Here is a 4,642-nt window from a genome sequence, read left to right as displayed (position 1 = left end):
CGAAATAGACTGCGCCTGATGCGTCACGTTGGTATTTAATATGTCCGCCTTTAGCAAGGACATGGAGAGTTCGTTGTTCGAACTTTGAAAGATTCATGTTGGAGCCTTGATAATAATCAAACGTGCAAATAGAGGTGATCAGAAATATGACCACAGAAAAATTGCGACATTGATAATCAACTCAATAATAGAAATTGAGAGTGATTATCAGATGATTACTATCTCCAACATATGAACCTCTTTGAGAAGGGGGATACATTTATGTAAGGTATATATTAATTGTATATATCATTTAATAGCAAATGTTTTTTATATTCATAGACCTTTCATTTATATAAAATCAGGCAACAAAAAATTATGTATGAGTTTTAGTAAATGAAAAAAACAATTTTTAGCCTAATTTTCGCTACCTGTGCAGCTTTTTCAAATAGTATTCAAGCAGAAGAAGTTTATTATCAACAAGAAGATATCGCTTATACTTTTGAACTAGATTCAATCGAATTTTATTTACCAAGTAAAAGTAAATTTAAAATTACTGCTACCAGAAAACTAGTTGGCGTACCCGAAACAAAGTTTTATACAGGTGATTTTGATAAAGATAATATCGCACAATTTCATATGGCTTTTGACTGTTCACATAAGACCATACAGATTTTAGACTTTATGATTGGTGATAAAAATAATGGTGAACTTAAGTACAAGAGCGATAAAAAGAGTGAAGTAATGAAAGCCACGGGTGACAATGATTTAGCTATGCTTAATTTAGTATGTGAATGCTAAAACTATAAAATAGTGCCTGTGAGTCATAATGCTTGTTTTTTAATAAATGTACATAGAATTTTTTTGGTGACCCACCTTTGAAAAAATGAAATTAAAGATTTAACAATTATGATACCTGTACAGACATTCTCGGTTTTTGCAATTTTTCTGTTGTTTATTGCTCTATTGATTGGTGTTGTACTAACGCTAGGTTTATTAGTGAAAGCACTATTCTTTTGGCGAAATAAGGCTCAAAAGCCTGTGAGGTTTTTCTCTCAAAAAACATTATTCATTACGCTAGTAGCATTAATATGTGACCTGTGGGCAGGTTATTTATTTTATATGACTGAATCGGTAAAGTATGAGATTGCTCTTAAGCAGCATTACAAAGAACGTCGCAGCCATTTCGTTTTATCTCAAGATGCACAATATGGCGAACTGTTGATTCCTAAAGGGAGTTTAATTAGTCGTTACGATGCTTTTGACAACGGTGAGCCACAAGTACCTTTTAGTTTACGGGGATTACAGGCGGTACGTTTCCCTCATCCTATACGGGTTGCAGGAATGTGGGTTACTGCGATGGAGCCTCCTCGAATGGAATTGGCATGGGATCAGCATGTAGGTCCAGTTATGCGCTTTGATCCTAAGGAAGAAAATGGCTATGGTAAATGGGTTTACGATACGAAACGTCCTACCATCGCTTGTTCTCGTGGAGACATCGTGCTACTTGAAATACCACTCATTGATTATGATATTCAAAAAAAATTTGGTAAACCTGAGCCTGATGGAGCGAATGCACGTTTTCGCCCGAGTGAGTGGGGTGTTCAACAATGCGAAAAAGGTCAGGGGCCGATTAAAGTTAGTCCTGCGTATACTGGGACTGCACCAAAGAAACCATGGTTTCATAAATAATAAGTTGTTGAATTGAAAAAAACCTCTGTAGAAACAGAGGCTTTTTTTGTAACTAAGTCACGGTTATTGGGCTTAGCTTTGTTTATTTAGAATGGTGTAATTGAATTAATCTATACATAAGTAACTATTTGATTATAAATAATTATATTCTAAAATATATAGCATGTTATTATGATAAGTGAGAGAAATTTGGTGGAATCTCCTAGTATATGAAATGATACTCTCAATTTATAGAGAAAAGTATAATTACCTACAATCACGGTCCACCAACGTGTGACTATATCATCCTATACTAAGTGGAAGTAAATAAAATAATTAGATTTTTTAATATATAACTAAGAATTTAATTAGTTGTTTTTATGTACGACTTATATATAATTTAGGAACATAAAAATTGAGTTCATTGAGAATAGAATGTCTGAAAAGAATTTAACTACAGATTCAGAAATTTTTTTAAAATATATATGTGTTGAGGGGTTGAATGGTTTTCTTAAGCACGAAATATATTTAAGAGAAGAAGGGATAACAATTATTCATGGACCAAATGGTTGTGGTAAAACAACACTTTTGGATATGGTAATGTCTTTTTATAATAAAGATTATAATAATTTTTCAAAATTTGACTTTAATGAGTTTGTATTAATTCATTCAGATTCAAATAAAAAAGATAGGAAAATAAAAATTATAAAGAGAAAATATTTTATTAAAGACGAAAAAAATTTTGAAATTAAAAATAATAAATCAAAAGGATCAAAAAAATATTTTAATAATGAGATGGAGTAAAATTTATTTGATAATAAAGTAGATTTTTTTACGATTTACATATCGATAGACGATAAAAAAGAAGAATTTTTACTAGCATTCCCACTTCTTTATTCAGAAAAAGATATGGTAGGTTATGATGATATAAGGAGAAGACATTATATTCAGGAAAGAAATCTCCATAGAGCAAGATTTATAGATGACCGTGAATATTATTTAGATATTGATCGATTTGGTTCTCATAGCATGCTTGTTCATACATACCTTAAGAATTCTAAGAGTTTAGATGAATATGCAGATTTATTTAATTTTTTTATGGTAAAAACGCAGAGGTTAATCTATCTGCCTTCTGAAGATGAATCAAAAAATAAAAATTTTAGTAGATATATGATTGAAAGATATGCTAAGGATTTATCTCAAAAAATTGCCACATCTTTAGCTGAATCTAATGAGAAGACAGCTTCTCATGATAAATCATTTCCTGAGCGACTTATACAAAATATTAATACGTTACCATTACCTTCATATGTAGAGTCTGAAACTAATATTCGTGAAAAATATAAAGAAACTCAAGATAAAATAACAAAAATTTTGAATGCGGGCTTGTTATTTAGGGAAAAAAACATTTCGCTACCTGATGATGGTTTAAATAATGAAAACGTAAAAACAGTTCTATCATTATATTTGCAAGATTTAAATGAAAAATTGGCAGTATATGATGATTTATTAAATAAAATTGAGACATTTCAAGATATTGTTGGAAATAAATTAAATAATAAAGACTTCCATGTTCAATATGAAAAAGGTTTTTATTTTACGTCTAAATATGGTGAAAAAAAAGAATTAAAACTTTCTGAACTTTCATCGGGTGAACAGCATCAAATTGTCTTATTTTATGAACTTATATTTTTAGCTGAATCTGGTACATACTACTTAATTGATGAACCTGAAATATCACTTCATGTTGATTGGCAACGTAGCTTTTTAGATGATATCGCTCGAGTTGAGAAATTAAGAGGCCATAAATTTTTAATAGCTACTCATTCACCACAAATTATTGGTTCAAAACGGAATCTTTGTATTGCTTTAGATGGTGGGATTTTGTAAGAAATGAGCGCTATTTTTTCAACTACTCAAGAATTAATCACAGAAATAGTACAAATGACAAAAGAGGTTAAACCTTGGTTAATTGTAGAAGGTGATTCAGATATCCGATTTTTTGAACAAAGATTTAACTCCCAGAATCCTATTACTTATGAGGAAAGAAACGGTTGGAAAGGAGTTGTAGATTTATTAACTGAATGGCACCTTCTTTCAGATATAGAAAAAAAGGGCAAAACTGTTATTGGGGTAATTGACCGAGATTATCACGAAGCTATCAAAACTGTTCTTCCTAAAGATATTGTAACTGTAGATCATAGAGATCTTGAAATTGTAATGTTCGAAAGTGATGAAGCTTTAAATAAAGTTCTTTTGGAACTAGGCTCCAAAGAAAAAATACCAAGAATTAATGGTCAATTTGATCTACAACAAGTTAGACAAGTGATTTATGATTTAGCATATCCACTTTCTAAGCTTAGATTTCTTAATGCTTTGACCACAGATATTAATCTTAAATTTTCTAAACCTTTTAACTTTAAGAAAGTTATTGAATTAAATCCGCTATGTTTAAAGCATGACAAATTAATAGAAAGAATTTCTATAGATAGCTGTTGTCACGTAGATCAAGTATTACAACTTATGGCTGATGATATTGGAGAGGAATGGGACGTTCATACAAAAATTGCTAATGGACATGATGTTATTTCAATATTAGGAAAAAGCCTCCAAAAACATTTTGGAAATGTAAGTGATTCTAAATTTGTTGAAGGAGAGCGATTAGAAAGTATTTTTAGAATGGCTTATCCTAATCAAGAATTTGAAAACTCTAATTTTGGAAAAAAGCTTATGATGCTATTAGGTTTTATCAAACAATCTGATCAAAAGGCAGCATAAATAACTAGAAAAGTTTATAAGATTATTAATTTTATTTATATAAATCAATATAAAACATCTGATAAGCAATCTTTCTAGCCCTCAAAAACAGCCTTCCGAGGCTGTTTTTATTTCACCTTTATAAACCCCCATTTAACAATAATTATCTCATTATTTATCCTTACTTTTTAATGATCTAAATTAAAGCAAATGTCATTTTGTGTGCTTGACTGCA

6 protein-coding genes are annotated in these 4,642 nt (G+C 30.3%); 5 read left to right on the top strand and 1 reads right to left on the bottom strand.

Going from position 1 to position 4,642, the window contains the following annotated elements:
* A partial coding sequence (locus RT445_RS23760; RefSeq protein ID WP_396631824.1) for a YjhX family toxin occupies positions 1 to 97 on the bottom strand: 97 nt, incomplete at its 3' end.
* 278 nt (positions 98 to 375) lie between these two features.
* Here RT445_RS23760 and RT445_RS23040 point away from each other — a divergent pair.
* The 5 genes from RT445_RS23040 to RT445_RS23020 all read left to right on the top strand — a co-directional run bounded on the left by RT445_RS23040 (position 376) and on the right by RT445_RS23020 (position 4,428).
* The gene (locus RT445_RS23040) at positions 376 to 780 is read left to right on the top strand and encodes a hypothetical protein (protein WP_000750923.1); all 405 of its coding nucleotides are present in this window, start codon (positions 376 to 378) and stop codon (positions 778 to 780) included.
* A 108-nt stretch (positions 781 to 888) separates the two neighbouring features.
* Positions 889 to 1,671: a hypothetical protein gene (locus RT445_RS23035; RefSeq protein WP_000613404.1), complete on the top strand. Its 783-nt coding sequence runs from the start codon at positions 889 to 891 to the stop codon at positions 1,669 to 1,671.
* Between the two features lie 414 nt (positions 1,672 to 2,085).
* Positions 2,086 to 2,454: an AAA family ATPase gene (locus RT445_RS23030; RefSeq protein WP_001291418.1), complete on the top strand. Its 369-nt coding sequence runs from the start codon at positions 2,086 to 2,088 to the stop codon at positions 2,452 to 2,454.
* A gap of 105 nt (positions 2,455 to 2,559) precedes the next feature.
* Positions 2,560 to 3,540: an AAA family ATPase gene (locus RT445_RS23025; protein WP_079263751.1), complete on the top strand. Its 981-nt coding sequence runs from the start codon at positions 2,560 to 2,562 to the stop codon at positions 3,538 to 3,540.
* A gap of 3 nt (positions 3,541 to 3,543) precedes the next feature.
* Positions 3,544 to 4,428 carry a DUF4435 domain-containing protein gene (locus RT445_RS23020; protein WP_001273050.1) on the top strand — a complete coding sequence of 295 codons (885 nt, stop codon included), beginning with the start codon at positions 3,544 to 3,546 and terminating at the stop codon, positions 4,426 to 4,428.
* Positions 4,429 to 4,642: the final 214 nt, after the last annotated feature.

The sequence above is a fragment of the Lysinibacillus sp. genome (assembly GCF_032093475.1).
In the GTDB taxonomy this organism is placed as follows: domain Bacteria; phylum Bacillota; class Bacilli; order Bacillales_A; family Planococcaceae; genus Lysinibacillus; species Lysinibacillus irui.
The sequence above is the reverse complement of the archived record's forward strand: the minus strand, read 5'-3'. Positions and strand labels throughout refer to the sequence as shown.

Excerpts from the sequence above, each read along its gene's own strand:
- RT445_RS23040 (WP_000750923.1), top strand. The coding sequence starts at position 376 with ATGAAAAAAACAATTTTTAGCCTAATTTTCGCTACCTGTGCAGCTTTT.
- RT445_RS23035 (WP_000613404.1), top strand. The coding sequence starts at position 889 with ATGATACCTGTACAGACATTCTCGGTTTTTGCAATTTTTCTGTTGTTT.
- RT445_RS23030 (WP_001291418.1), top strand. The coding sequence starts at position 2,086 with ATGTCTGAAAAGAATTTAACTACAGATTCAGAAATTTTTTTAAAATAT.
- RT445_RS23025 (WP_079263751.1), top strand. The coding sequence starts at position 2,560 with ATGGTAGGTTATGATGATATAAGGAGAAGACATTATATTCAGGAAAGA.
- RT445_RS23020 (WP_001273050.1), top strand. The coding sequence starts at position 3,544 with ATGAGCGCTATTTTTTCAACTACTCAAGAATTAATCACAGAAATAGTA.